The 23,943-nt window shown below is 51.3% G+C and carries 21 protein-coding genes; 19 read left to right on the top strand and 2 right to left on the bottom strand.

Annotation, left to right across the window (positions count from 1 at the left end):
- The first annotated feature begins 148 nt into the window (after positions 1-148).
- From HW447_RS02790 to HW447_RS02715, 16 genes are all read left to right on the top strand, one after another.
- A complete protein-coding gene (locus tag HW447_RS02790) occupies positions 149-2,143 on the top strand; it encodes a methyl-accepting chemotaxis protein (RefSeq protein WP_176253814.1) in 1,995 nt (664 codons plus the stop codon).
- A 231-nt stretch (positions 2,144-2,374) separates the two neighbouring features.
- Complete coding sequence (priA, locus tag HW447_RS02785; protein ID WP_408609672.1) at positions 2,375-4,642, top strand: replication restart helicase PriA; 2,268 nt, start codon at positions 2,375-2,377, stop codon at positions 4,640-4,642.
- A gap of 113 nt (positions 4,643-4,755) precedes the next feature.
- On the top strand, positions 4,756-5,238 hold the full coding sequence (gene def / locus HW447_RS02780) for a peptide deformylase (RefSeq protein WP_176253812.1): 483 nt from the start codon (positions 4,756-4,758) through the stop codon (positions 5,236-5,238).
- Between the two features lies 1 nt (position 5,239).
- On the top strand, positions 5,240-6,175 hold the full coding sequence (gene fmt / locus HW447_RS02775; RefSeq protein ID WP_176253811.1) for a methionyl-tRNA formyltransferase: 936 nt from the start codon (positions 5,240-5,242) through the stop codon (positions 6,173-6,175).
- A 50-nt stretch (positions 6,176-6,225) separates the two neighbouring features.
- The gene (locus HW447_RS02770) at positions 6,226-6,927 is read left to right on the top strand and encodes a zinc metallopeptidase (RefSeq protein ID WP_176253810.1); all 702 of its coding nucleotides are present in this window, start codon (positions 6,226-6,228) and stop codon (positions 6,925-6,927) included.
- Between the two features lie 13 nt (positions 6,928-6,940).
- Complete coding sequence (rsmB, locus tag HW447_RS02765; RefSeq protein WP_176253809.1) at positions 6,941-8,302, top strand: 16S rRNA (cytosine(967)-C(5))-methyltransferase RsmB; 1,362 nt, start codon at positions 6,941-6,943, stop codon at positions 8,300-8,302.
- Between the two features lie 38 nt (positions 8,303-8,340).
- The gene (gene rlmN / locus HW447_RS02760; RefSeq protein WP_176253808.1) at positions 8,341-9,402 is read left to right on the top strand and encodes a 23S rRNA (adenine(2503)-C(2))-methyltransferase RlmN; all 1,062 of its coding nucleotides are present in this window, start codon (positions 8,341-8,343) and stop codon (positions 9,400-9,402) included.
- A gap of 2 nt (positions 9,403-9,404) precedes the next feature.
- On the top strand, positions 9,405-10,151 hold the full coding sequence (locus tag HW447_RS02755; protein WP_176254041.1) for a Stp1/IreP family PP2C-type Ser/Thr phosphatase: 747 nt from the start codon (positions 9,405-9,407) through the stop codon (positions 10,149-10,151).
- Positions 10,145-12,442 carry a Stk1 family PASTA domain-containing Ser/Thr kinase gene (pknB, locus tag HW447_RS02750; protein ID WP_176253807.1) on the top strand — a complete coding sequence of 766 codons (2,298 nt, stop codon included), beginning with the start codon at positions 10,145-10,147 and terminating at the stop codon, positions 12,440-12,442. The genes HW447_RS02755 and pknB overlap by 7 nt, the downstream gene beginning before the upstream one ends.
- A gap of 20 nt (positions 12,443-12,462) precedes the next feature.
- Positions 12,463-13,341: a ribosome small subunit-dependent GTPase A gene (gene rsgA, locus HW447_RS02745; protein WP_176253806.1), complete on the top strand. Its 879-nt coding sequence runs from the start codon at positions 12,463-12,465 to the stop codon at positions 13,339-13,341.
- A 3-nt stretch (positions 13,342-13,344) separates the two neighbouring features.
- Positions 13,345-14,010, top strand: coding sequence for a ribulose-phosphate 3-epimerase (gene rpe, locus HW447_RS02740; protein WP_176253805.1), 666 nt, complete (start codon positions 13,345-13,347; stop codon positions 14,008-14,010).
- The gene (locus HW447_RS02735) at positions 14,007-14,657 is read left to right on the top strand and encodes a thiamine diphosphokinase (protein WP_176253804.1); all 651 of its coding nucleotides are present in this window, start codon (positions 14,007-14,009) and stop codon (positions 14,655-14,657) included. Before rpe ends, HW447_RS02735 begins: the two co-directional genes overlap by 4 nt.
- 112 nt (positions 14,658-14,769) lie before the next feature.
- On the top strand, positions 14,770-15,390 hold the full coding sequence (locus HW447_RS02730; protein ID WP_176253803.1) for an ECF transporter S component: 621 nt from the start codon (positions 14,770-14,772) through the stop codon (positions 15,388-15,390).
- Positions 15,391-15,404: 14 nt separating this feature from the next.
- Positions 15,405-16,256, top strand: a complete 852-nt coding sequence (locus HW447_RS02725) for a pyridoxamine kinase (RefSeq protein ID WP_176253802.1) — start codon at positions 15,405-15,407, stop codon at positions 16,254-16,256.
- 140 nt (positions 16,257-16,396) lie between these two features.
- Positions 16,397-17,686 (top strand): serine--tRNA ligase, encoded by a 1,290-nt coding sequence (serS, locus tag HW447_RS02720; RefSeq protein ID WP_176253801.1) that lies wholly within the window; start codon positions 16,397-16,399, stop codon positions 17,684-17,686.
- 16 nt (positions 17,687-17,702) lie between these two features.
- Positions 17,703-18,071, top strand: coding sequence for a VOC family protein (locus HW447_RS02715; RefSeq protein ID WP_176253800.1), 369 nt, complete (start codon positions 17,703-17,705; stop codon positions 18,069-18,071).
- A gap of 160 nt (positions 18,072-18,231) precedes the next feature.
- Here HW447_RS02715 and HW447_RS02710 read toward each other — a convergent pair whose 3' ends face one another.
- Together HW447_RS02710 and pyrB are read right to left on the bottom strand one after the other, a co-directional pair.
- Positions 18,232-18,666 (bottom strand): aspartate carbamoyltransferase regulatory subunit, encoded by a 435-nt coding sequence (locus HW447_RS02710; protein WP_176253799.1) that lies wholly within the window; start codon positions 18,664-18,666, stop codon positions 18,232-18,234.
- Complete coding sequence (gene pyrB, locus HW447_RS02705) at positions 18,660-19,583, bottom strand: aspartate carbamoyltransferase (RefSeq protein WP_176253798.1); 924 nt, start codon at positions 19,581-19,583, stop codon at positions 18,660-18,662. The genes HW447_RS02710 and pyrB overlap by 7 nt, the downstream gene beginning before the upstream one ends.
- Positions 19,584-19,885: 302 nt before the next feature.
- Here pyrB and HW447_RS02700 point away from each other — a divergent pair, with 302 nt between their 5' ends.
- From HW447_RS02700 to HW447_RS02690, 3 genes are read left to right on the top strand one after another with little or no spacing between them, the layout of a single operon-like run.
- Positions 19,886-20,653 (top strand): ABC transporter ATP-binding protein, encoded by a 768-nt coding sequence (locus HW447_RS02700; RefSeq protein ID WP_176254040.1) that lies wholly within the window; start codon positions 19,886-19,888, stop codon positions 20,651-20,653.
- Positions 20,650-22,482: a COG1361 S-layer family protein gene (locus HW447_RS02695; RefSeq protein ID WP_176253797.1), complete on the top strand. Its 1,833-nt coding sequence runs from the start codon at positions 20,650-20,652 to the stop codon at positions 22,480-22,482. Before HW447_RS02700 ends, HW447_RS02695 begins: the two co-directional genes overlap by 4 nt.
- Positions 22,469-23,869, top strand: a complete 1,401-nt coding sequence (locus tag HW447_RS02690) for an ABC transporter permease (protein ID WP_176253796.1) — start codon at positions 22,469-22,471, stop codon at positions 23,867-23,869. The genes HW447_RS02695 and HW447_RS02690 overlap by 14 nt, the downstream gene beginning before the upstream one ends.
- The last annotated feature ends 74 nt before the right edge of the window (positions 23,870-23,943 follow it).

The following is a 23,943-nucleotide window of genomic DNA, read 5'->3' as shown; positions in this document are numbered from 1 at the left end:
ACTGCGGTTCTTTATCTTATGAACGGAAAAAAGAAGCCGATAAAATTAAGTGTGTTTTCAGAAGTTTCATTCTCAGCCCCATAAGAGAGGAACTGCCTGAAGAGCACGCAGAATGTGGGAGGGTGTAGCTGGAAAGGAAGAGTGATTTATGAAAAATGGGACACGAAAGAAACGTCTGTCCACTGTGGTAGTGCGTTATTCCGCGTTGATTTTGTTAGTATCCAACCTTCTTGTGGCGCTGTGTATGGGAGCGCTGATCAATTTCGCTATGAACACCAAGCAGGATGCATTTCTGGAACAGACGCTGACCAATGGAACAGAACAGGCCAGGCAGTTTGTGAAGCAGTATGAGAATCTGACCCAGACCATTGCGGATATACCTGCCATCCAGCGTATGACAGGAGCTGCTACGGCGGAGGTGCCCATGTCTGATTCTCCTGATTTTGCCGATGGAGTGGCAGTCATGACAGAACTGAAAAATGAATATCCTGCGATTCTCGGTCTGGGTGTAGGGAGCATTTCGGAGAACAATCTTTACGGAGAAGACGGCAGCCGTCTTGATATCGTATTAAACGAAAAGGAGTATTACAACTCCGTAAAGAATGCGTCTCTTTATGTGACACAGCCCTATACGGACAGCGTGACAGGCAAGATGTGCATTACGATTTCAGTACCCGTGAAAACAGACGGGAATATTACCGGACTGTTCTGCATGGATCTTGACCTTGCGCAGCTTTCTGAGTTTTTAGGAAACCTGTCCTTTGGCAGCAGCGGATATCTGGCGGCTCTGAGCGATGATGGCATCGTCATCGGTTATGGGGATCAAAGCATGGTCGGAAAGGCATTTTCGGAAACCGGTTCAGAGGGAGCGGCTCTGGAGAAGGAACTTTCAGAACCTACGGGCAGGCTGTTCCGCTATACAGCAAATGGAGTGCCAAGAAGGGCTATGGCCAATGAACTTTCCGATTATGGCTGGAAGATCATTGTGACTATGACCGGACAGGAATATTTCAGCCAGACCTTTGCCATCATATCCATTCTGGTACTGTTCTTTGCTGTTACGATCCTGGCAGTGATCCTGGCCCAGCGTTTCTCCATTATGCGCAGGCTCCGGCCCGTATCAGACATCAACTGGGCGCTTCAGCAGATGAGCGAAGGCAATCTGCATATTCAGCTTGACCATACAGGAGATGATGAGATCGGCGAAATCGCAGAATCCATCCGTTCCTGTACTGAGACGCTTTCTGCCTATGTAAATGAGATTGCCGTCAGTATGCAGCATCTGGCCGAGGGTGATCTGACACACCGCTCTGAGATGACGTTCAAAGGGGACTTTGCGCCCATTCAGACAGCCATCCGAGGCTTTGCCGATCAGATGGGCAATCTAATCTCAGGAATCCGAAGGGCTTCTGAGACGGTAGACAGCGGAGCCGAACAGGTGTCCTCCGGTGCGCAGGCGCTGGCCCAGGGAGCCACAGAGCAGGTATCTTCCGTAGACACCCTTGGCTCTTCCATCCGGGATATTGCCGCGCAGATCAAGTCTAATGAGGACGATATCCAGAGGGCCAACGGCAAGGTAGCCCAGGCAAATGAAGCTGTGACCGAGAGTATACGCCAGATGAAACTGCTGTCCGACATTATGACAGAGGTCAGCGTAAGCTCTGAGAAGATCACCCATATTATACGCACCATTGAGGATATCGCCTTCCAGACCAATATCCTGGCTTTAAACGCTGCGGTAGAGGCTGCTCGGGCCGGGCAGGCCGGAAAGGGCTTTGCCGTGGTGGCGGATGAGGTGAGAGGGCTGGCGTCAAAGAGTTCAGACGCCTCCCAGGAGATTCGGACCCTGATCGAGTCCTCTGTCAGTGCGGTGCATAAGGGAGCCGAGGCAACCCAGACAACCCGAATGACGCTGGATCGGGTAGCAGAACACGCAGGCGGGGTGGTAGAAGCGATCCGCAAGGTAACGGAAACTTCAGCGGAACAGACCCGTATGATTGTCCAGATCAACAGCGGCATCGAGCAGATCGGAAGCGTAGTCCAGGCTAATTCTGCTACAGCGGAGGAGAGTGCGGCTACCAGCGAGGAGCTTTCCAGCCAGGCCCAGGTATTAAAGGGCATGATCCAGCAGTTTAAGCTGTAGAGATGAAAAAGGGAGCTTCCCTTCAGAAAAATGTGGTATGGTATCCAAAAGACCTCTGGCCGAACAAGGCCGGGGGTCTTTTGGCGTCTGGCAGATCCGGCGGGAGGCAAAACAGTGAGCCTTGCAAAGAGAGGATATTTATGATAACATCAGTGGACAGATACCCTGACTGCCGGCCGGAAAAACAGGCGACAAAGGGGAACAGAAGGATGGATGAGAACTTTGAGGGGAATATATGCAAACATTATCATAGATATTTCTCATGAGAGCGTGGACCGGGTATTCCAGTATCGGGTCCCGGAGCGCCTTTGGGGAAAGCTTGCGGCGGGGCAGCAGGTGTACATCCCTTTTGGAGCGGGAAACCGCAGAAGAAAAGGATATGTGGTGGAGCTGACTGACCGGCCGGAATATGAGGTTTCAAAATTAAAAGAGATTGAGGGCATTGTAAGGGAAAGCGTCACAGCCCAGTCTCAGCTGATCTGGCTTGCCTGGTGGATGAAAGAACGCTATGGCTCTACCATGAACCAGGCTCTTAAGACCGTTCTCCCGGTAAAGCAAAAGATAAAGGAGGCTCCAAAGCGTCAGATCCGTCTGATTGCAAAAGAGGACGCCTTTCGCGAGGCCCTGGCTTTGGCCCAACGCAGGAAATACAGCGCCAGGCTTCGCCTGTTCTCTCTTTTAAAAGAAAAAAATCCCGTGCCTTACGATGAGACGGTAAATCGGCTGAATCTGACTGCGGCGGCTCTTCGCCCTTTGGAAGAGGCAGGGCTGATCCGCGTAGAAGTAGTGGAAAAGTACAGAAATCCTCTTTTGGAGATGAAACGCCTTCTGGCCGGGGAAAGGAAAGAGGCGGCCGAGGCCTTACCGGCAGCCGGCTGGCAGCCGCCGGTGCTGAATGAACAGCAGAGGATGGTCTCTCAGGCCATTTGCAGGGAATATGATCAGGGGATTCGCAGCACCTGCCTGATCCACGGAATTACAGGCAGCGGTAAAACCGAGGTCTATATGGAACTGATCAGCCATGTGACGGCTCAGGAAAAGCAGGCGATCCTTTTGATTCCGGAGATTTCCCTGACCTGGCAGACTGTTATGCGCTTTTACCTTCGTTTCGGAAACCGCGTCTCGGTTCTTCATTCACGAATGTCCGCCGGAGAGCGCTACGATCAGTATGAGAGGGCGCGCACAGGGGATATTGATATGATCATCGGGCCGAGATCCGCCCTTTTTGCGCCTTTTGAGCGGCTGGGGCTTATTATCATCGATGAGGAACATGAAAACGCATATCAGAGCGAACTGGCTCCCCGCTATGATGCGAGGGAGGCGGCGGGAGAGCTTGCAGGGATAAGCGGGGCGCTTCTTGTGCTGGGCTCCGCCACCCCTTCCATGGAGTCCTACACAAAAGCACTGCTGGGAGAATACCGCTTGTTTAAGCTGACCTGCCGGGCAAAGGCGGATGCAGCCCTTGCCCAGACGGAGATTGTGGATCTGAGAGAAGAACTCAGGGCTAAAAACCGCTCCATTTTCAGCCGCAGGCTAAAGGAACTTTTAGAGGATCGGCTGAGCAAGGGGGAGCAGTCCATGCTCTTTATCAACCGCCGGGGCTATGCTAATTTTGTTTCCTGCCGCTCCTGCGGGGAGGCCATTAAGTGCCCTCACTGCGATGTGACTCTGACGCTTCACAGAGACGGCAGCCTGATGTGCCATTACTGCGGCCACAGGATCGCACAGCCAAAGCTTTGCCCCGTCTGCGGCTCCCCTTATATCGCCCCTTTCGGCACCGGCACCCAGAAGATCGAGGAGATGGCTGCAAAGATGTTTCCAAAGGCGCGGATCCTGCGCATGGATATGGATACCACGTCAAAAAAGGGTGGACATCAGGAAATATTGTCTGCGTTTGCGAGAGGGGAGGCAGACATCCTCATTGGCACCCAGATGATTGTAAAGGGGCATGATTTTCCAAAGGTTACCCTGGTAGGGGCGCTGGCGGCAGATCTGTCCTTATATGCGCCGGACTACCGGTGCAGCGAAGAGACCTTTGAACTTTTAACCCAGGCGGCAGGCCGGGCGGGACGGAGCAGCATACCGGGCAATATGGTGATCCAGACGTATCAGCCGGATCATTACAGTATTCAGATGGCCGCACGTCAGGACTATGAGGGCTTTTATGAGCAGGAGATGAATTACAGAAGGCTTTTGGGTTATCCGCCGGCAGTGGGGCTTCTGACCCTGCAGATTTCAGATCACAGGGAGGACCGTTTAGATCGGGCCGCTGGGGCTCTTGCTGCCATGGCAGAGACATTTCCCGACCGTTTTCCCGGAAAACAGATACCGTTTATCGGCCCGGTTAATGCCCCTGTGTACAAAGTTAATGATATTTACAGAAAAATTTTATATATAAAGAATGAAAACTATGATATACTGATACACATCAGGAAAATGGCCGAGGCCTGCTTAGAGGGCCTGGAGGGCGTGGCGCTGCAGTCAGATCTTGATCTGTAGCCGCAAACGATGCCGGAGCATTTTCACCATCCTCTTCCATATAGGGAGGACACACGCCGGCAGCCTGGGTGCTTAGGGATGGTTTGAACACAGAAAAAGGAGAGATAATAAAGATGGCAGTCCGTCAGATTCGCGTAATTGGAGATGAAGTATTAACTAAGAAATGTAAGCCTGTAAAGGAGATGAGCAAACGTACCGCCGAGCTGATCGAAGATATGTTTGAGACCATGTATGAAGCAAACGGCGTAGGCCTTGCGGCTCCCCAGGTGGGCATTTTAAAGAAGATTGTGGTGATCGATGTGGAGGACGGCAGCCAGTATGTGCTGATTAATCCGGAGATCATTGACCGGAAGGGCGAACAGACGGGATACGAGGGGTGCCTGAGTGTTCCGGGAAAGTCAGGCATCGTGACTCGGCCGGAGTATGTAAAGGTGCGTGCTCTGGATGAAAATATGGAACCGTTTGAACTTGAGGGAGAGGGACTTCTTGCAAGAGCCATCTGCCATGAATGTGCCCACCTGGAGGGCCAGCTTTATGTAGAGTTAGTCGAGGGAGAACTGATGGATACAGAGGCTGAGGAAGAAGAGGAGAATTAAAATGCGCATCGTATTTATGGGAACGCCGGATTTTTCCGTTCCGGCATTAAAGGCTCTTGTGGAGGCCGGACATGAGGTGGCCGCTGTAGTGACCCAGCCGGACCGCCCCAGGGGCAGAGGCAAAGAACTGCAGATGACGCCGGTGAAGGTTCAGGCGCTGGCGTACGGTATCCCGGTGTACCAGCCGGAAAAGGTAAAGGATCCCGCCTTTGTTGAAATTCTCAGAAATCTTCAGCCGGAGGTGATTGTGGTCATTGCCTTCGGCCAGATCCTTTCCAGGGATATTTTAGACCTGCCGCCTTACGGCTGTATCAACATCCATGCATCCCTTCTGCCTAAGTACCGCGGCGCAGCGCCTATCCAGTGGGCGGTGATCGACGGGGAGAAGGAGACAGGCGTTACTACCATGATGATGGACGTGGGCCTTGACACCGGTGATATGCTGGAAAAGACGGTAATCCCCCTGGATCCCAAGGAAACGGGAGGAAGCCTTTTTGACAAATTAAGTCAGGCAGGCGGCCCGCTGATCCTTTCCACCCTGGAGAAGCTTAAGGCCGGTACCGCAGTCCGCACGCCTCAAACAGATGAGGATTCCACATATGCGAAGATGCTTACAAAATCTCTGGGCCAGATCGACTGGTCCATGGAAGCAGCCGCCATCGAACGGCTGATCCGGGGGCTTAATCCATGGCCCAGCGCCTACACATTTGTGCACGGAAAAACATTAAAGATCTGGGACGCAGATGTCCTTAAGGAGTCATCTGACGGGGCAGCCCCAGGTCAGATCATCCGCACCGATCCCCACAGCCTTATAGTGGCTGCGGGAGAGGCGCTTTTGTCCATTCGGGAACTTCAGCTGGAGGGAAAAAAGCGAATGGATGTGGAAACCTTCCTGAGAGGTTATACCATAGAAAAAGGCGAGATCCTGGGAAAGTAGCCTCTGGCTCCCATACCGGCCCTTTATTCAAAGAAAGAGAGTGAATGTAAATGTTTTACAGTCCGTTTTATTTTGATCCAACCTACGTCCTCATTCTCATCGGCGTAGCCCTTTCCCTGGCCGCCTCGGCCCGGTTAAATGCTACCTATGCCACCTATTCCGGCATCCGCAGCCGCTGCGGCATGACGGGAGCCCAGGCGGCAGAACAGCTTTTGCGCTCCCAGGGGATTTATGATGTGACGGTCCGCCATGTATCCGGCCGTCTGACGGATCACTATGATCCCAGAACCAAGACAGTGAATCTGTCGGATGCGGTCTATGGAGCCACTTCCATCGCAGCCATCGGCGTTGCGGCCCATGAGTGCGGCCATGCCATGCAGGATGCGCAGGAGTACGCTCCGCTGCGTCTGCGTGCTGCCCTGGTGCCTGCCGCTAACTTTGGAGCGCAGATTTCATGGCCTCTGATTCTCATCGGCTTTTTTATCGGCGGAGGAATCCTGGTCAATGTGGGAATCCTGCTGTTCTCCCTGTCTGTGCTGTTTCAGCTGGTGACGCTGCCGGTGGAGTACAACGCATCCCACCGGGCGGTCAGGCTTCTCGATTCCATCGGGATCCTGCAGGGACAGGAGGTAGGACAGGCAAGAAAGGTGCTGGGAGCTGCCGCGTTAACCTATGTGGCCGCTGCCGCTGCCTCCATTCTTCAGCTGCTGCGTCTGCTTATTTTATTTGGAAACAGAGACAGGGAAAACTGACAAAGGGGATATTATGGCAAAGCAGACAGACCGAGGTCTGGAAAACAGGGAAATAATCCTTGGGGTGTTGACGGAGGTGCTCGAAAAGGGCAGCTTCGTCCATCTTATTTTAAACCAGGCTCTTTATAAATATCAATATCTGGATAAGGCTGATCGGGCCTTTATTACCCGTGTCACCGAGGGGACGCTGGAATATATGCTCCAGATCGACGCGGTAATCGACCGCTATTCAAAGACAAAAACGAAGAGAATGAAACCCCTGATCCGAAGTATTCTGCGGATGAGCGTATACCAGCTTCTCTATATGGATCGGGTGCCGGACAGCGCCGTCTGCAATGAGGCGGTGAAACTGGCGGTAAAACATAAGTTCCATGGGTTAAAGGGATTTGTAAACGGAGTCCTGCGAACCATTTCCAGAGAAAAGGCACAGATCGCCTTTGAGGATCCGGCCCTGCGCTACAGCGTTCCGGCCTGGATGTACGAAAAATGGGTACAGGACTGGGGGGAGGAGACGGCAGAGAAGATCGCAGCTTCTTTTCTCAAAACGCGCCCGACCTGGGTTCGATGCAATTTAAGCGCTGCCTCCAGAGAAGAGATCCTCATTTCCTTAAAACAGGAGGGGGCCAAGGCAGAGCCGCTTGCCGGCTCCGATTCCATGATCGCCCTGTCAGGCTATGATTATCTGGAAGGGCTCACCGCCTTTTGTGAAGGCTGGATTCAGGTTCAGGACATCAGTTCCAGCCTGGTGGGAGAACTGGCCGCTCCCAAGGAGGGAGCCTACATACTGGATGTCTGCGCCGCGCCCGGAGGAAAGAGTCTTCACCTGGCAGACAAGCTTAAGGGGACAGGGTTAGTGGAAGCCAGAGATCTGACGGAGCAGAAAACGGCCCTGATCGAGGACAACCTTGCCCGCTGCGGCCTGACAAATATAAGGGCCCGCGTGTGGGATGCCACGGTGCCTGACCCGCAGTGGGAGAACCAGGCGGATATCGTCATCGCGGATCTTCCCTGTTCTGGAATGGGAATTATTGGAAGAAAACCGGATATCAAATACCGTATGACAGAGGAAGGCCTAAAGGAACTGGAAGAGCTCCAGCGCCGGATTTTGTCAGTTGTATGGCGTTATGTGAAGCCGGGAGGGAAACTGATCTACAGTACCTGTACCATCAACCGGGGAGAAAATGAGAAAAACGCGGACTGGATCCGCCGGAATCTGCCCTTTGATCCGGTGGATATCACAAAGCTGCTTCCTGACGGATGGGAAAGGGAATCCACTGCTTCCCTGGAGGAAGGGCAGATCCAGATCCTGCCGGGAACAGGTCCCTGGGAGGACTTTGACGGGTTTTTTATCAGCGTTTTTAAACGGCGTATTTAAGGAACATCCCGTTCATTTTGAAATACAGGAGTTTTTTTATGTTAGATGTAACAGACCGCAACGGTAAAAAAGATATAAAATCCATGACCTTGGAGGAACTGACAAAGGAGCTGGCTGCCCTGGGTGAAAAGCCGTTCCGTGCAAAGCAGATCTATGACTGGCTCCATGTAAAGATGGTCACTGATTTTGAACAGATGAGTTCCTTATCCAGAGATCTTAGGGCAAGACTTTCACAGTGCTGCAGCATCACCGCTTTAAAAACAGTGGGTGAGCGTATTTCCGCCGCAGACGGCACCAGAAAGTATCTCTTTGGACTGGAGGATGGAAATGTGATCGAAAGTGTGTGGATGCAGTATCATCACGGCAATTCCGTCTGCATTTCCTCACAGGTTGGCTGCCGCATGGGCTGCCGATTCTGCGCCTCTACCCTGGATGGTCTGGAGCGCAATCTGCGTCCCTCTGAGATGCTGGATCAGATCTACCGGATTCAGTCCATCACCGGAGAGCGGGTATCCAACGTGGTGGTCATGGGTTCCGGGGAGCCCATGGACAACTACGACAACGTAGTCCGCTTTCTTCGGCTGATCTCCCATGAAAAAGGGTTAAACATCAGCCAGAGGAACCTGACCGTATCCACCTGCGGCATTGTGCCGGGGATTCTGCAGTTTGCTGAGGAGGGCCTTCAGGTCACGCTGGCCCTTTCCCTTCACGCGCCCAATGATGAGGTGCGAAAGACACTGATGCCCATTGCCAACCGCTATCATCTGGAGGATGTGCTTAAGGCCTGCCGTGTGTATTTTGAAAAAACAGGCAGAAGGCTTACCTTTGAATACAGCCTGGTAAAGGGCGTTAATGATAATCTGAAGGAGGCTGCCGCCCTGACAGGACTGCTTAAGGACCAGCACGGCCATGTAAACCTGATCCCGGTCAATCCCATCAAGGAGCGGGATTATGTTCAGTCTGACCGAAAAGCTGTGGAGGCCTTTAAAAAATACCTGGAGAATCATGGCATCAACGCCACGGTCCGCCGGGAAATGGGGCGCGACATCGGAGGCGCCTGCGGACAGCTGAGAAAAAGCTATATGGAAGGAGGGGTATAATGATGCAGGCATACGCACTGACAGACACAGGAAGAGTCCGCTCTATGAATCAGGACTATATCTATGCCTCACCGGAAACGGTAGGCTCCCTTCCCAACCTTTTTCTGGTATCAGACGGGATGGGAGGCCATCAGGCCGGGGACTACGCTTCCCGGTACGCAGTGGAGAACCTGGTGGTATATCTGACCCGCAAAAAGGAGGGCGCTCCCGTGCCTCTGCTTTCTGAAGGGATCCGCGAGATCAATACAGGCCTTTACAGCGAATCCTTAAACCGGGAGGAACTAAACGGCATGGGCTGCACCCTGGTGGCAGCGGTGGTGGATGACGGGATCCTGTACGCTGCCAACATCGGAGACAGCCGCCTTTACCTTATCCATGAAAATGAGATCCGCCAGGTTACAAAGGATCACTCCTATGTGGAGGAAATGGTGGCCCTTGGGAAAATGGTTCGGGGCAGCGCGGATTACAACCGCAGAAAAAATATCATTACCCGTGCTTTGGGCATCGGAAAGACAGTAGAGGCAGATTTTTTTGAGGTGGAGCTGGAACCCGGGGATTATATTCTCCTCTGCTCCGACGGCCTTACCAACATGGTGTCCGATGAGCGGATCCGGGCGGTAGTAGCAGGTTCCGGCACATTAAAGGAAAAGGCCAGGCGCCTGATCTGCGAGGCCAACGAAGGCGGCGGCATGGACAATATCGCCGTTGTGCTGGTAGAGCCTGAGGAAGGGGGGACTGGCCCATGTTAAATCCGGGAACCTATCTTCAGGACCGTTATGAGATCCTGGAAAAGATCGGCTCCGGCGGTATGTCCGTGGTCTATAAAGCCAGATGTCATACGTTAAACCGCCTGGTAGCCATCAAGGTCTTAAAAGAAGAATTTGCCTCCGATGAAAATTTTGTAAGCAAATTTAAGATGGAGGCCCAGGCGGCGGCCCGTCTTTCCCATCCCAACATCGTAAATGTATATGATGTAGTGGATGAGGAAAGCCTTCACTATATTGTGATGGAGCTGATTGAGGGTATCACGCTCAAAAGCTACATCGAGAAGAAGGGATTTTTAGAAAGCAAGGAGGCCATCGGCATTGCCATCCAGGTGGCCCAGGGGATCGCGGCGGCTCATGAGCATCATATCATCCATCGGGACATTAAGCCCCAGAACATGATTATCTCCAGAGACGGAAAGGTAAAGGTGGCGGATTTCGGCATCGCAAGGGCAGTTTCCAGCCAGACCATAGGATCGAATGCGGTAGGCTCTGTCCATTATATTTCCCCGGAACAGGCCAGAGGCGGATACTGCGATGAGCGCAGCGATATATATTCCTTTGGAATCACACTGTATGAGATGGTGACGGGAAAGGTGCCATTTGAGGGGGACAATACCGTATCGGTGGCCCTGGCTCATCTGGAGGATCCGGTTGTGCCTCCGGGAGAGTATCATGCGGAGATATATCCCGGCCTTGAGGATATTATTTTAAGATGCACCAGAAAAAAGCCTGACAGACGCTACCCCTCCATGGAGGAGGTAATCCGTGATCTGCGGCGGGTGCTGATGGACCCGGACTGCGATATCTACAGCACAGAGGAGGCAAAAGAAGAGGCCGATTTATCTCAGACCCGCCCTATCACCAGGGGAGAGCTGAGCCAGATCAATGATCTTCACCGCCGCAGAGACCGAAACGGAAGGGAAGAGGAGGAGACAGAGGAAAAAACAGAACCCGCCCGTGAGGAAACAGAACTGGCTGAGGATGAGGACGGGGAATTTCCTGTCCAGGAGGTATTTTCAGAGGAGATGCCGGGAAAGGCCGCCAAAGAGCGAAAACGTCCTTCCCATAAAAAAGGGCCTCAGAGGAAAAATGCAGGACGCAAGTCAGAGGATGATATGAGCACGCAGTTTGAGCGTATTATCACGGTCATCGGCATTGTAGCGGCCATTCTGGTGGTTGTGGTGGTAGTATTTGTATTTTCCAGACTGACGGGACTGTTCTGGCCGGGAAGCGGGCAGACGCAGCCCCAGACAGAGACGGCGGCAGAGGCTTCTTCTACGGAAGAGATCCAGATTTCGCTTTCAGATACCCAGACGGAGATGCCGGATGTGCTGAATCTTCCTCAGGATATGGCAGAGAGCAAGCTGAAGGAGTATTCTCTGGTGATGAAGGTCACAGGAGAGGAGTATTCGGACAACTATGAGGCAGGACGGGTTATGCGCCAGGATGTGGATGCCGGAAGCACCGTGGAAAAATGGAGCACCGTAGGCGTCACCATCAGCAAGGGCAGCGACCGGGTCGACGTAAAATCCCTGGGGCTTTCCAATATGGACCAAAAGAAGGCGGAAACCCTGTTAAAGGAAAAGGGCCTTTCCGTTTCCATAAAAGAGGCAGCCAGCGATACGGTTGCAAAAGGAAAGGTGATTTCCTGGAGTACGGATGAGGCAAAAGCGGGAGATACCATTGAGCTTACCGTCAGCACGGGTCCGGCGGCCGTGCAGGGCCAGGTGCCAACGCTGGTGGGTACAGATGCCTCAGAGGCGGATTCACTTTTAAAGGCAGCGGGTCTTGTCACAGGCACAGTGACCTATGACAGTGATCCCTCAAAGCCCCAGGGACAGGTACTAACCCAGAGTGAACTGCCGGGAACGATGCTGGAGCCGCAGTCCTCAGTAGACTATGTGGTCAATGACAGCTCCCAGGCCTCCCAGCAGGCCGCCGAAACTCAGGCAAAGACGGGAGATGAAGGCAAATATTATGTGGGTTCCATCGATGCAACCTGCTCACTGAGCAATTACATCGGCCCAGCCTCCCAGACCAGCAGCGTGCGGATTCTGATCCGCTTAAAGCAGAAGGATCCCAATGATGCAAATACCTATGTATATACCAACCTGATCAGTCCCAGACTGGTGGTAGGCTCTCAGGATGTTCCAGTGGTATTTTCGCGGATCAAGGGAGCCTATGGTGTGGACAGCGGTACGGTAGAGGTGGTGGACGCGGACAATGACAAGGTGATCCAGTCCTGGCCGGTATCCTTCTTCCCGGCAGGATGAAAAAGGAACAAAGGACATTTATGACAGGAAAGATAATCAAAGGAATTGCAGGCTTTTATTATGTGAATGATGGTGAAAACCGGGTGTACCAGTGCAGAGCCAAGGGCGTTTTCAGAAACAGGAAGATAAAGCCCCTGGTGGGAGATAACGTGGAGTTTTCCGTTCTGGATGATGAAACACTGGAAGGGAACATCGATGAGATCCTTCCCCGGAAAAATGCGCTGGTGCGCCCGGCCGTGGCCAATGTGGATCAGGCAATGGTTCTCTTTGCCCTGGCACAGCCTTCTCCCAATTTAAACCTTCTGGACCGTTTTCTGGTGATGATGGCCATGGAGGCTGTGCCGGTGGTGATCTGTTTTAATAAGGCGGATCTGGGGGATAGGGCCATGGCGGATGCCTATAGGAAAATCTACGAAGGGGCCGGATATGAGGTCCATTTTATCAGCGTCAGAAAAGAGACGGGGATGGAGCAGGTAAGATCCCTGCTGCGGGGCCGGACGACGGTTCTAGCAGGCCCTTCCGGCGTGGGAAAATCTTCTCTCACCAACCGGATCCAGCCGGAGGCGTCCATGGAGACCGGAGGTATCAGCCGAAAGATTGAGAGAGGAAAGCATACCACAAGACATTCCGAATTATTCTTTGTGGAGAAGGATACCTATATGATGGATACACCGGGGTTCAGCTCCATGTATACGCCGGATATGGAGGCATCCGGGCTAAAGGACTTTTTTCCAGAGTTTGAAGCCTATGAGGAGGGCTGCAGATTTTTAGGCTGCGTTCACATAGGGGAGCGGGTCTGCGGGGTAAAGGCTGCGGTAAATGAGGATAAGATACCTCAAAGCCGCTATGAAAATTACCGTCTCATTTACGAGGAACTAAAACAGAAAAGGAGATACTAGACCATGTATTATAAAGTAGCGCCGTCTGTACTGGCGGCAGATTTTGCCGATCTGGGGAACCAGCTTCGGGCAGTAAGCGAAGCTGGAGCGGAATGGATCCATCTGGATGTGATGGATGGGGCGTTTGTGCCAAGCATTTCCTTCGGTATGCCGGTGATAAAGAGCATCCGCAGGGTGACGGACGGCGTGTTTGATGTTCATATGATGGTAGAAGAGCCGGGCCGCTATGTAGAGGATATAAAGAATGCGGGGGCCGATGCAATCACCGTTCATGCCGAGGCCTGCAGGCATCTGGACCGTGTGGTAAACCAGATCAGGGAAGCAGGCTGCCGGGTCGGTGTGGCTTTAAATCCTGCCACCCCTATTTCCGTACTGGATACGATTTTGGATCAGCTGGATATGGTTCTTATCATGACCGTAAATCCAGGCTTTGGAGGCCAGAAGTTTATCCCATATACGCTTAATAAGGTAAAGGCCCTGCGGGCGCTCTGTGAGGACAGGGGCCTTAAGATGGACATTCAGGTAGACGGAGGCATAAACGCGGCAAACCTAAGAGAGGTCCTAGAGGCGGGAGCCAATATTTTTGTAGCAGGAAGTGCGGTGTTTGGCACAGATCCGGCGGCACGCACCAGAGAATTTACAGAGATCTTTAAGGAATATGAGAAATGAAACGATGCCTGGTTCTTACCGGCGGCAGGCTGGATCTGGCCTTTGCCGGCTCTTTTTTAGAGAAGGAAGAATTTCATAAGATTGTGGCGGTGGACGGCGGGTTAAAGGCTGCCAGAGCCCTTGGAATAACACCGGATGTGATCGTGGGCGATTTTGACTCCGCAGACCCTTCCGTGCTGGCCTGTTACCGGAAACAGGAGCACATTATCTGGGAGGTTCACCAGCCGGAAAAAGATGATACGGATACGGAGCTTGCCTTAAAACGGGCTATGGCTATGGCCTGTACAGAGATCGTGCTCCTTGGGGCTACCGGCGGGCGGCTGGACCATATGATTGGAAATATCCAGCTTCTTTATCCCTGCCTTCAGAAAGGAATCCGCGCCAGTATTGTGGATCCCCAGAACCGCCTCTATCTCATTGATGGGGAGACTGTATTCTGCAGGGAAAAAATGTGGGGAAAATACGTTTCCTTCCTGCCCTTTACTGAGGAAGTCTGCGGGATTACCCTGAAGGGGTTTAAATACCCCTTAACAGACCGGGATATCCGCATCGGCACCAGTCTGGGCATCAGCAATGAGCTGACGGAAAAGGAGGGGATTATCACCTTTACTGACGGGGTGCTGATCGCGGTGGAGTCCCATGACTAAGTAGGGATCATTCACAACTGGACTGGTCAAAAAATAATAAACTGGATATTTATAGCCATCCACTTTGGTGCTACCATATGGATCATACAATCGAAGTGAGGAGTGGATGATTATGAAAACAGTTGAAACAGCCGTACACACTACAGAGAGAAGGACAGACAGCCGGATCACAAAGATTGCTTTAACCGGCCTGTTTGCGGCATTATCCTATGTAGTATTTACCTTTTTGCAGGTAAAGATCACCCTGCCGGGAGGAGATGCCACCTCCATTCATCTGGGAAATGCAGTCTGCGTTCTGGGAGCGTTGGTTCTTGGCGGATTTTACGGCGGACTGGGAGGCGCTTTGGGAATGACCATCGGGGATCTCTTTGACCCGGTGTATGTATATTACGCCCCCAAAACCTTTGTTTTAAAACTGTGCATTGGCCTGATCGCAGGCTTTGTTGCTCACAGGCTGGGCCATATCAATGAAAGCAGCGATAAGGGGCACATTGTTCGCTTTGCAGCCGCCGCAGCTATCTGTGGACTGGGATTTAATGTGATTTTTGATCCCCTTCTTGGATATTACTATAAGCTGCTGATTATGGGAAAACCGGCTGCGGAGCTGACCCTTGCATGGAATGTGGCTTCCACCTCCATCAACGCGGTAATCTCAGCCATTGCCGCTGTTGTCGTATATATGCCCCTGCGCCGGGCACTGAACCGGTCGGGACTGGCTGACAAACTGAAATAAGGAGGACTGAACCAGTGTCAACCTGTCATCAGAAAAAAATTGCGATGATCAATGACCTTTCCGGGTACGGCCGCTGTTCCTTGACAGTGGCTCTTCCCATTTTATCGGCCATGAGGGTTCAGTGCTGTCCCGTGCCGACCTCGATTCTCTCCAGCCACACTGGTTTTCCGGTATATTATTTTGATGATTATACGGATCATATGGAGGCTTATATAGAAAAATGGAAGGAACTGGGGCTGACCTTTGACGGCATTGCCACCGGCTTTCTGGGCTCGGAACGCCAGATCGAGATCGTCAAGGATATGATCGTTGCCTTTAAGACCCCTGAGACAAAGGTACTCGTAGATCCCATTATGGGAGACCACGGCGTTCCCTATGCCACCTGCACCCCGGCTATGTGCAGCCGCATGAAGAGCCTGGCGGCCATGGCTGACATTTTAACGCCCAATCTGACGGAGGCCTGTATTCTTTTAGATCTTCCTTATAATGATAATGAGGGAGATCTGAAAGAGGAGGAACTGGAGCAGCTGGCCCGCCGCCTGCAGCTTCTTGGGCCGTCCTCGGTGGTGATCACAGGAATCCGCCAGGGAAAGTATCTGGTGAATGTACTGGCAGAGGGAGAAAAAGAGGTGTACTTTTTAAAGCGTCTGGCAGTGGGAGAAGAGCGGCCGGGCACAGGGGACGTCTTTTCCTCCATCATCGCAGGAGGCTGCATCCGCGGCTGGAGCCTAAGAGATGCGGCAGAACTGGCGGCGGACTTTGTGAAGGACTGCATCATACGCTCCGGACAGCTGCAGGTTCCGGTTCAGAATGGAGTCTGCTTTGAGGAGCTGTTGGGAGAGTTGTGCCAAAAGGCGAAGGACTGACTGTTTTGACTGACCTTTTTCAAAAAAAGGCTTTTATTTCCATGGAAAATGTTATATACTCATAGACAAGTATATCATCCGCCGGGGGAGCGTTCCGCCTGCAGATGGAAACTACAGTAAGCAGATCCAGGAGGAGTATCATGTTAGATTTAAAGTTTGTCAGAGAGAATCCCGACATTGTAAAGCAGAATATTAAGAATAAATTCCAGGATGGCAAGCTTCCCTTGGTAGACGAGGTGATCGCTCTGGACGCAGAGAACCGCGCTGCCCAGAAGGAAGCCGACGACTTAAGAGCCAGCAGAAACAAGCTGTCCAAGCAGATTGGCGCTCTTATGGGACAGGGAAAGAAGGAAGAGGCCGAAGAGGTAAAGAAACAGGTCGGCGCCAATTCTGCCAGACTGGCTGAGTTAGAGGCAAAGGAGAGCGAGCTTTCCGAGAAGATCTTAAAGATCATGATGACGATCCCTAATATCATTGACCCAAGCGTCCCCATTGGAAAAGATGACAGCCAGAATGTAGAGATCGAAAAGTTCGGAGAGCCGGCAGTTCCTGAGTTTGAGATTCCTTACCATACAGACATTATGGAGCGTTTTAACGGCATTGATCTGGACGCTGCCAGAAAAGTGGCCGGGAATGGCTTTTACTATCTGATGGGTGATATTGCCAGACTTCACTCTGCCGTGATCTCCTACGCAAGAGACTTTATGATTGGCCGCGGCTTTACCTACTGTGTACCTCCCTTTATGATCCGCAGCAATGTAGTAACCGGCGTTATGAGTTTTGCAGAGATGGATGCCATGATGTACAAGATCGAAGGCGAGGATCTCTATCTCATCGGCACCAGTGAGCATTCCATGATCGGTAAATTCATCGATACTATCACCCCTGAGACAGAGCTGCCCATGACGCTCACCAGCTATTCCCCATGTTTCCGCAAGGAAAAGGGCGCTCACGGTATTGAGGAGAGAGGCGTATACCGTATCCACCAGTTTGAGAAACAGGAGATGATCGTTGTATGCAAACCGGAAGAAAGCCCCATGTGGTATGACAGGCTGTGGCAGAACACGGTAGATATGTTCCGCTCCATGGATATCCCCGTGAGAACGCTGGAGTGCTGTTCCGGCGATCTGGCTGACCTGAAAGTAAAGTCCTGTGACGTAGAGGCGTGGTCCCCAAGACAGAAGAAGTACTTTGAGGTGGGAAGCTGCTCCAATCTGGGAGACGCTCAGGCCCGCCGATTAAAGATCCGCGTACAGAGTGAGGATGGAAGCAAATACCTGGCTCATACCTTAAACAACACCGTAGTAGCTCCTCCGCGTATGCTTATCGCCTTTTTGGAGAATAATCTGCAGGCTGACGGCAGTGTAAAGATTCCGGAGGCTTTAAGGCCATACATGGGTGGAATGGAAGTTATGGTTCCAAAGAAATAAAAGCAGGAGTAAGCAAATGGTAAAATTCAATCATTTTAACTTTAATATCCTTGATCTTGATAAGAGTCTGGATTTTTATGACAAAGCCCTGGGCCTTAAGCCTGTGAGAGAGCACAATGCCGCAGATGGTTCCTTTAAGCTGGTATATCTGGGAGACGGTTTCAGTGATTTTACCCTGGAGCTTACCTGGTTAAAGGATCGCACAGAGCCTTACAATCTGGGAGAGTGTGAGTTCCATCTGGCTTTCCATACCGATGATTACGAGGCAATCCATAAGAAGCATCAGGAGATGGGCTGCATCTGTTTTGAGAATCCCGCTATGGGAATCTACTTTATCTCTGATCCCGACGGCTACTGGATCGAGATTGTGCCGGAGAAGAAGTGAGGCGGAATAGAATCCGACAGGCATTAAAATAAGAGAACCGCACAAAGGGGATGGCCTAAAACGGAACAAAACCGTTTTGCGCCATCCCTGTCTGCTCCACAGCATAAAAAGACCCGGCAGGTGAAAAATGCCGGGCTTTTTATGTAAAACCGTATGTCAATTACTGATTATATTCGCTGTATTTTTCTTCGCAGTACTGGCAGCGGTAGGTTTCTGTTTTCTCATCTGCCAGATAGAACACATGGGGAAGCTCCTGCTCGATAGAAGTGATGCAGCGGGGGTTCTTGCAGTGGATCACGTTGGTGATCTTTTTCGGAAGCTTTAAGGCTTTCTTTTCTGCGATCCGGTCATCCCGGATAATATTAACAGTGATGTTGTGGTCAATGTAGCCGAGAATATCCAGATCCAGCTTGTCCAGTCCGCCTTCGATCTTGATGATGTCCTTACGGCCCATCTTATTGCTGCGGGCGTTTTTGATGATGGCTACCTGGCAGTCTAACTTGTCCAGTCCCAGGTGATAGTAGATATCCAGGCTTTTTCCAGCCTCGATGTGATCCAGAACAATGCCTTCTTTTAATCCGCTGATATTTAACATGGCTTTTCCACCTCCAGTAATGTCATAATCAGAGCCATACGGACGTATACCCCGTACTGGGCCTGTTTAAAGTAAGCGGCTCTCGGATCTTCATCCACCTCTACCGCGATCTCGTTGACTCTTGGAAGGGGATGAAGGATATACATATCCGGCTTTGCCAGCTTCATTTTCCTGCGTGTCAGGATGTAGCAGTCCTTTAAGCGGATGTAATCTTCCTCATTGAAGAAACGCTCCTTCTGAACACGGGTCATATATAAAACGTCCAGGCTTCCCAGGGCGTCATCCAGGTTTCCAACCTCCTCAAAGGGAATGTGATTGGCTTCCAGAATATCCTCGCGGATGCTGTCAGGGATGCGCAGCTCAGGGGGAGAGATCAGCACGAATTTTACGCCCGGATAGCGTACCATGGCACTGATAAGAGAATGGACGGTACGGCCGAACTTCAGGTCACCGCACAGACCGATGGTTAAGTTGTCCAGACGTCCCTTTAAGGAACGGATGGTCATAAGATCGGTCAGTGTCTGCGTGGGATGCTGATGGCCGCCGTCCCCTGCATTGATCACAGGGATCTGGGCCTTCTGAGCCGCCACGAACGCAGAACCCTCTTTGGGATGACGCATCGCACAGATGTCAGCATAACAGGAAATCATACGGATCGTATCGCCAACGCTTTCACCCTTTGCAGCAGAACTGGAATCAGCGGAAGCAAAGCCAAGGACATTGCCGCCCAGATTCATCATAGCGGCCTCAAAGCTTAAGCGGGTTCTGGTGCTGGGCTCATAAAAGAGGGTAGCCAGCTTTTTTCCGTCGCATACGTGCGCATATCTGGGAAGGTTGTTCTCGATGTCTCTGGCCAACGCTAAAAGGTCATCGATCTCTTCCACAGAGAAGTCTAAGGGATTCAGTAAATGTCTCATGAGATTCTCCTTTGCCTTTTCTATTTGATTTAAAAGTAATTTTGGGAAATAGTTCACACTGAACCAGTGCGATAGCCGGACAGCCAGATATGGCACTGATGTGTGCCTCGTCATATTCTTACATAGAATGCAGCAGAAGTCAAGCACAATTTGGCATGGCCGTAAAAAATATTTAAGGAACTTTAAAGGAAAAAGGGACAGCCTCTATTGACGGTTTATGATATACTGTCTAAAGAAGAAAATATATCTGTGCCTGAGACGGCACACAAAGGAGCAGTTCATTGGCAGAGACAACGAAAAATATGTCTGCGCCTGTGATCCGGGTAAAAGACCTGTATAAGATCTACCGGGTGGGCGAGACGAAGGTGCGGGCCTTAAACGGTGTGGATTTTGAGATCTATAAAGGGGAGTTCGTTGCCATTGTAGGCACCTCGGGCTCCGGCAAATCGACCCTGCTTAATATGTTAGCCGGGCTGGAGAAGCCCACAAAGGGCCAGATCATCATTGGAAAAACCCACATGGAAAAGCTGACAGAAAAACAGCTGGTGGCCTTTCGCCGGGAGAAGGTGGGGTTCATTTTCCAGTCTTACAACCTTTTAAATACCATGAACGCCATTGAAAATGTGGCTCTCCCCCTGTCCTTTCGCGGAGTATCCAAAAAGGATCGGTTAAAGAAAGCCAGAGAGTTTATGTCCCTTGTAGGAGTGGCGGATCAGGAAAAGCATATGCCCAACCAGATGTCCGGCGGCCAGCAGCAGAGAGTGGGCATTGCAAGGGCGCTGGTGGTGAATCCTCAGATCATCTTTGCGGATGAGCCTACGGGGAATCTGGATTCAAAGACTACCATGGAGGTGCTGCGGCTTATGCAGCGGATCGTAAGGGAGCAGCAGCAGACCCTTGTGATGGTTACGCATGACAATCATCTGGCTTCTTATGCCGACCGCAGGATCCGGATTGTAGATGGGAAGATCACAGGGATTGAGACGGGGGGCCGATCGGCTCTGGAGGAAACAGATAAGACAGCGCCGGAAGCGCAGCAGCCGGCACAGATGGAGGATATAACAGTATGAAACGACTTAAACGGGCAGTGACCCTTCTTGTTCTTGCGATGGCCTTTGTGATGGCGGCGGGAAACATTCCGGCGGCGGCCAGTGATTTTAAGCTGGGGTACAACACCAATGCCAGCGATAATGACTACATATTTACCACAAAGGCTCCCAAGGGCAGTATTGGCAAATCCATGAGCATTTCCTTTCGCGTCCGCGCCACGGATGAGGATATGAATAACTTAAAGGTAAGCCTTCTGGAAACCACGGAATTTCAGCAGATTGAATCAAAGGGCGAAAGCGATTACACTGTGGATTATTATCCCTTTGAGATCATGGAAACCACATTTGTAGGGAAAAATGTGGGAAATATAAAGGCCGGGAATGTAAAAAGCGTGTCTTTATCAGCCAGAGTCCGCCGGGATGCAGCCCAGGGGTACTACAGCATCCCGATTCAGCTGGAGTGGGACGGAGGCTACGACGTAGACTATATCAACATCTGGATTTCTACCAGCTCCACCACCTCTGAGGATGAGGAAGAGGATAAAAAAGAGGGCAGCTATTTTGTGATCGGTGAGAATCAGTCTACTCCCAGAGGTGTCTACCCCAATGTGCTGGACTTCAGCGTCAATTTCCGCAACCGCAGAGAGACAACAGCTCAGGATGTGACCATCAGTATGGGACTTTCCGAGGATGATACAAAATTTCCTTTTGAGATCAATGACGGCAATTATGATCGTACCTTTGAACGGGTCAATTCCGGAGAGACGGTGACCGCCTCCTACAGCATGGCCATCCGCAAGGAGTCATACACCGGTTATTACCCTATCAAATTTACGATCACATTCCGTTTGAGCTCTGAGGGGGACCTGCATACGGAGGAGGGGGTGTTCTACGTCCATGTGGTATCCAAGGACAAAGAGGATAACAAGGGGGATTTTGACGCCAATGACCGCATCAAGGCGCGCGTGATTGTAGAAAGCTACCATACGGTTCCAGAGGTGGTCTACGCAGGCGAGGAATTTGAGCTGGTACTCAATATGAAAAATGCTTCATCCACGGTTCCCGCATCCAATCTTCTCTTTAATCTGGAATCTGAAAAGGTATCCGACAGCGCAGTATTTACCACGGAATCCGGCACCGCCTCCATGGTGGTGAATTCCCTTGCGCCGGGCCAGAGCACAGAACTGCGGGCAAAATTTACAGCCAGGGCCGGAGTGGATCAGCGTTCCTACGGTATTACTGTCAAGGAAAAATATGACAGCCCGGAATTTAAAAATGCGGAGGAGAACATTATTGTGGATGTTCCTGTTAAGCAGTATTCCCGTCTGAGCACCAGCAATATCGATGTAATGCCCGATTCTATGGCAGTGGGTTCGGAATCCAATGTTATGTTTGGCATCAACAACACCGGAAAAGTGGTTCTTTATAATGTGACGGTTTCCTTTGAAGGAGACTCCATTAAGCCCGTGGACACCTATGTAGGCAATATCAAGCCTGGTGAGACGGGCAATGTAGATACTATGCTGACGGGAATTGCTCCCACCCAGGATGACGGAACCATTCACATCCATATCAATTATGAAGATGAGAACGGCCAGGCGGCAGAACCTGTAGAAAAAGAACTGACGCTGATGGTAACGGAAGAAGCGCAGACAGAATTTGATCCGTCCTTTGCCGTGGACCCCTCCATAACGGAAACGGAGAAACCAGACGTCCTTCAAACATACAGGGCATGGATCCTTGTCGGCGGAGGAGGAGCCCTTTTAGCAGTTATCCTTATTATCCGCCATATCCGCAGAAAACGCAGGGCAGCAAAGGAAAAAGAGGATATAGAAAATGAGATTTCCTGATCTTTTGATCATGAGCATGAATAATTTAAGACGCAGGAAACTGCGCACGGTCCTGACGGTTCTGGGGGTTATCATCGGTACGGCTGCCATTGTAGTGATGGTTTCTCTGGGAATCGGCTTAAATGAAATGACCATGGAGCAGATCGCCTCCTGGGGCAGCCTGACCACCATACAGGTATCCTCGCAAAATTCCGGCGGCTCCATGCAGATCATGGGCGGCTCATCAGGACAGAAAAATGGAGATACGGAGCCGAATTACATCACAGATAAGGTGGTGGACAGCTTTAAGAAACTTCCTCATGTGACCGGAGTGTCCCCGGTTCTCACCATGAATGTAGTGATGCGTCAGGGGGCCTATATTTCCACGTTTGTACAGCTAAAAGGCGTCAGCCAGTCTTATCTGGAGCAGCTGGATCTGGGAGAGGGACGTATTCCCGCTTCCGGCGAGCTGGGGCTGGTATTCGGAAACGGTGTGATCCGGGATTTCGCCAACGCAAAGACAGGAAAAGGCTACTGGGATACAGGAGAGATGCCGGATGTAGACCCCATGGGAAAGCCCATGTTTGTGATCTTTGACGTAGACGCCTATTACCAGAGCCAGGGAACAGCAGGCAGCCTTGGCAGTTCGGGACAGGAGACGAGCACCGTAAAGCCTCCGAAGAAATATATGATAGAAACAACGGGGATGATTGCCGGGGGAGAGGATAACTGGAATAATTACTCCTGGTATGTATTTACGGATATCGACGGATTAAAGGATCAGTTAAGGAAGGCGTTTAAAAGAGGAACTCCCATACCTGGACAGCCGACCAACAAAAAAGGGAAACCCTTAAGTGAACTGGTCTATGACAGCGCCGAGGTTTTTGTAGACGATATGGATCATGTGACGGAGGTTCAGTCGCAGTTAGCGGCCATGGGCTATCAGGTTAACAGTCAGATGGACTTTCTGGAAAGCTCCAGGCAGCAGTCTAATATGGTTCAGGCTGTTCTTGGGGGAATCGGAGCGGTTTCTCTCTTTGTGGCTGCCATCGGTATAGCAAACACTATGATGATGTCCATTTATGAGCGTACCAAGGAGATCGGAGTTATGAAGGTGTTAGGCTGTGACATGGGAAATATACGGAATATGTTCCTGATCGAATCTGGCTTTATCGGTTTTATGGGCGGGTTGATCGGCGTTGGCTTAAGCTACGGTGTGTCCGCGGTGGTAAACCGTTTTGTTAATATGTCTCAGTCCATGGGGCTAAGCGGTAATTTGTCCCGCATCCCGCCCTGGCTTTCCCTGGCTGCCATAGGCTTTGCCGTGTTTGTAGGTATGGCGGCAGGATTTATGCCAGCAGTTCGAGCAATGAAGTTAAGCCCGCTGGCAGCGATCCGCAACGAATAATGGATTCATGTATCATAAGCACAGTTAATAAGTGAAACTTCTAAAAATAATTTGTAATATTAGTATAAATCATA

It is taken from the genome of Enterocloster alcoholdehydrogenati, assembly GCF_013282095.1.
Classification (GTDB): Bacteria; Bacillota; Clostridia; order Lachnospirales; family Lachnospiraceae; genus Enterocloster; species Enterocloster alcoholdehydrogenati.
Note: the sequence above shows the minus strand (reverse complement) of the source record. Positions and strands in the feature narration are given on the sequence as shown.

Excerpts from the sequence above, each read along its gene's own strand:
- HW447_RS02790 (WP_176253814.1), top strand. The coding sequence starts at position 149 with ATGAAAAATGGGACACGAAAGAAACGTCTGTCCACTGTGGTAGTGCGT.
- def (WP_176253812.1), top strand. The coding sequence starts at position 4,756 with ATGGCAGTCCGTCAGATTCGCGTAATTGGAGATGAAGTATTAACTAAG.
- fmt (WP_176253811.1), top strand. The coding sequence starts at position 5,240 with ATGCGCATCGTATTTATGGGAACGCCGGATTTTTCCGTTCCGGCATTA.
- HW447_RS02770 (WP_176253810.1), top strand. The coding sequence starts at position 6,226 with ATGTTTTACAGTCCGTTTTATTTTGATCCAACCTACGTCCTCATTCTC.
- rsmB (WP_176253809.1), top strand. The coding sequence starts at position 6,941 with ATGGCAAAGCAGACAGACCGAGGTCTGGAAAACAGGGAAATAATCCTT.
- rlmN (WP_176253808.1), top strand. The coding sequence starts at position 8,341 with ATGTTAGATGTAACAGACCGCAACGGTAAAAAAGATATAAAATCCATG.
- HW447_RS02755 (WP_176254041.1), top strand. The coding sequence starts at position 9,405 with ATGCAGGCATACGCACTGACAGACACAGGAAGAGTCCGCTCTATGAAT.
- pknB (WP_176253807.1), top strand. The coding sequence starts at position 10,145 with ATGTTAAATCCGGGAACCTATCTTCAGGACCGTTATGAGATCCTGGAA.
- rsgA (WP_176253806.1), top strand. The coding sequence starts at position 12,463 with ATGACAGGAAAGATAATCAAAGGAATTGCAGGCTTTTATTATGTGAAT.
- rpe (WP_176253805.1), top strand. The coding sequence starts at position 13,345 with ATGTATTATAAAGTAGCGCCGTCTGTACTGGCGGCAGATTTTGCCGAT.
- HW447_RS02735 (WP_176253804.1), top strand. The coding sequence starts at position 14,007 with ATGAAACGATGCCTGGTTCTTACCGGCGGCAGGCTGGATCTGGCCTTT.
- HW447_RS02730 (WP_176253803.1), top strand. The coding sequence starts at position 14,770 with ATGAAAACAGTTGAAACAGCCGTACACACTACAGAGAGAAGGACAGAC.
- serS (WP_176253801.1), top strand. The coding sequence starts at position 16,397 with ATGTTAGATTTAAAGTTTGTCAGAGAGAATCCCGACATTGTAAAGCAG.
- HW447_RS02715 (WP_176253800.1), top strand. The coding sequence starts at position 17,703 with ATGGTAAAATTCAATCATTTTAACTTTAATATCCTTGATCTTGATAAG.
- HW447_RS02710 (WP_176253799.1), bottom strand. The coding sequence starts at position 18,666 with ATGTTAAATATCAGCGGATTAAAAGAAGGCATTGTTCTGGATCACATC.
- pyrB (WP_176253798.1), bottom strand. The coding sequence starts at position 19,583 with ATGAGACATTTACTGAATCCCTTAGACTTCTCTGTGGAAGAGATCGAT.
- HW447_RS02700 (WP_176254040.1), top strand. The coding sequence starts at position 19,886 with ATGTCTGCGCCTGTGATCCGGGTAAAAGACCTGTATAAGATCTACCGG.
- HW447_RS02695 (WP_176253797.1), top strand. The coding sequence starts at position 20,650 with ATGAAACGACTTAAACGGGCAGTGACCCTTCTTGTTCTTGCGATGGCC.
- HW447_RS02690 (WP_176253796.1), top strand. The coding sequence starts at position 22,469 with ATGAGATTTCCTGATCTTTTGATCATGAGCATGAATAATTTAAGACGC.